General features: G+C 70.7%; 4 protein-coding genes. 2 read left to right on the top strand and 2 right to left on the bottom strand.

The genetic code is table 11. From position 1 onward, the window contains the following. Positions 1–149: 149 nt before the first annotated feature. Positions 150–356 carry a hypothetical protein gene (locus ACZ5CR_RS44720; protein WP_468869285.1) on the top strand — a complete coding sequence of 69 codons (207 nt, stop codon included), beginning with the start codon at positions 150–152 and terminating at the stop codon, positions 354–356. 133 nt (positions 357–489) lie between these two features. Continuing rightward, positions 490–768 (top strand): hypothetical protein, encoded by a 279-nt coding sequence (locus ACZ5CR_RS44715; RefSeq protein ID WP_468869282.1) that lies wholly within the window; start codon positions 490–492, stop codon positions 766–768. Here the strand turns inward: ACZ5CR_RS44715 and ACZ5CR_RS44710 are convergent. Both ACZ5CR_RS44710 and ACZ5CR_RS44705 read right to left on the bottom strand, forming a co-directional pair. After that, positions 765–1,346: a TetR/AcrR family transcriptional regulator gene (locus tag ACZ5CR_RS44710; protein ID WP_468869279.1), complete on the bottom strand. Its 582-nt coding sequence runs from the start codon at positions 1,344–1,346 to the stop codon at positions 765–767. The genes ACZ5CR_RS44715 and ACZ5CR_RS44710 overlap by 4 nt on opposite strands. Positions 1,347–1,370: 24 nt before the next feature. Then, a partial coding sequence (locus ACZ5CR_RS44705) for an aldo/keto reductase (RefSeq protein ID WP_468869277.1) occupies positions 1,371–1,636 on the bottom strand: 266 nt, incomplete at its 5' end.

Here is a 1,636-nt window from a genome sequence, read left to right as displayed (position 1 = left end):
GTCTCCCTCGACCAGATCGAGGGCTACCTCGCCTCGCGCCTGGTGGGCTGCTGACGCCCGACCCTGCGTCGGCGCTCGCTGAGTGAAGCTTGAAAGAAGCCCCCGGTTCCGCATAGGGAACCGGGGGCTTCTGCTGCACACTGTTCGCCATGCCTTCGATGACCACGAGCAAGGTCTGCAGATGGGACCAGCACGGGCGCGAGCATGTCGTGCACGTGCAAAAGTCTGGCGTCCAGCGCCAGTTGACCTGCGACACATGCGGCTGGGGGAAGCGGGTGCAGTTCCTGCCGTGGCTCAAGGCGGAGGAACACCTCGCCGATGAGCATCAGGCGACGGTGGATCCTTCGGTGCCCTGAGCCCTGGGGCCGCGGCCGCCGGTGGGACAGATCCGCGCCGCAGGCAACCAGGTGGCCTGCGCCACCGTCTCTCCTTGCCCCGGCCCGTGACGGCGTCGGGCACTGCCACCCGCCTCAGACCTGGAGAGCAGCCTTGGCGCACGACGAACGCGACCGGTCCGACGAGCACCCCCAGGCGCCGTGGTGGTGGGGCATGGGGCCGGTCGGGGCCGTCCTTCTCATCGTCGCCGGGATCGCCTGGGCCCTTTGGGCGTTCCTGGGCTCCGGCGTCGCGGACGGCCGGATGGCCGGCTACCAGGGGAGCAAGATCGTCGCCATCGGGCTCGTGCTCATCGGCACGGTCGTCCTGGAACGCCTCCGCAGCCGTCGTACACAGGCGCACGAGGCAGAGGAGCAGAAGGAGACGTCCTAGCGGCGCAGACCGCGTACGACCAGGTCGACCACTGCCGTGAAGGCGGGTTCGATGCCGGGCTTCGACCATTCCCCTGCGTACGCCGGGTCGTGGAAGCGGTTGGTGGCGTCGAAGACCGCGCGTGCCGTGGATGTGGGGTCCGGTGCCGTGAAGGCGCCCTGGGTGGCGCCCTCTTGGATGATCGTGGCGAGCTGGCCGGTGAGGTCCGCGATGTGGCGGTCCACCACTCCGCTGTTCTCGCCCGTCAACACCGTGTACGTGGCGAACAGTTCGGGGTCGTCGCCCGCCTTGTGCTGCTTGGCGGCGAACAACCCCGCCAGCCACTGGCGCAGCTTCGTCGCGTGGGGTTCGGGGGCGGAGACGATGCCCGACAGGGACTCGGACGTGCGGTCCAGCCACCGCTTCGTGACCGCCTCCCGCAAGGCCGCCTTCGTGCGGAAGTGGCGGTAGACCGTGCCATGGCTGACCCCGAGCGCGCGGGCCACGTCCACCACGGTGGCCTTCGCCGCGCCGTGGCGGCGCAGCATGTCCTCCGTGGCTTCGAGGATGCGCTCGGGGGTCAGGGTGCCGGTTGCCATGACAGTGACCGTACCCGGGGGCGATCAGTGCTCGCTGTCGAGGTGCGCCATCTGTGCCTCCGGGTAGCGCGCGCCCGCTGCGGCGTCCGCCGGCACCGCTTGCTCGATCGCGGCGAGGTCGGCCTCGTCCAGCGTCACGTCGAGGGCGCCGAGCGCCTCGGTGAGGCGGTCGCGGCGGCGGGCACCGACGAGCGGGACGATCGCGGCATCGTGCCGGGGGCCCTGCGCGAGCACCCAGGCGATGGCGGTCTGCGCGACGCTGACGCCCTTCTGCTCGGCGACCTTGCGAA

This window comes from Streptomyces sp. NPDC031274 (assembly GCF_055570235.1).
Note: the sequence above shows the minus strand (reverse complement) of the source record. Positions and strands in the feature narration are given on the sequence as shown.

Coding starts and splice junctions, on each gene's coding strand:
- ACZ5CR_RS44720 (WP_468869285.1), top strand. CDS start 150: ATGCCTTCGATGACCACGAGCAAGGTCTGCAGATGGGACCAGCACGGG.
- ACZ5CR_RS44710 (WP_468869279.1), bottom strand. CDS start 1,346: ATGGCAACCGGCACCCTGACCCCCGAGCGCATCCTCGAAGCCACGGAG.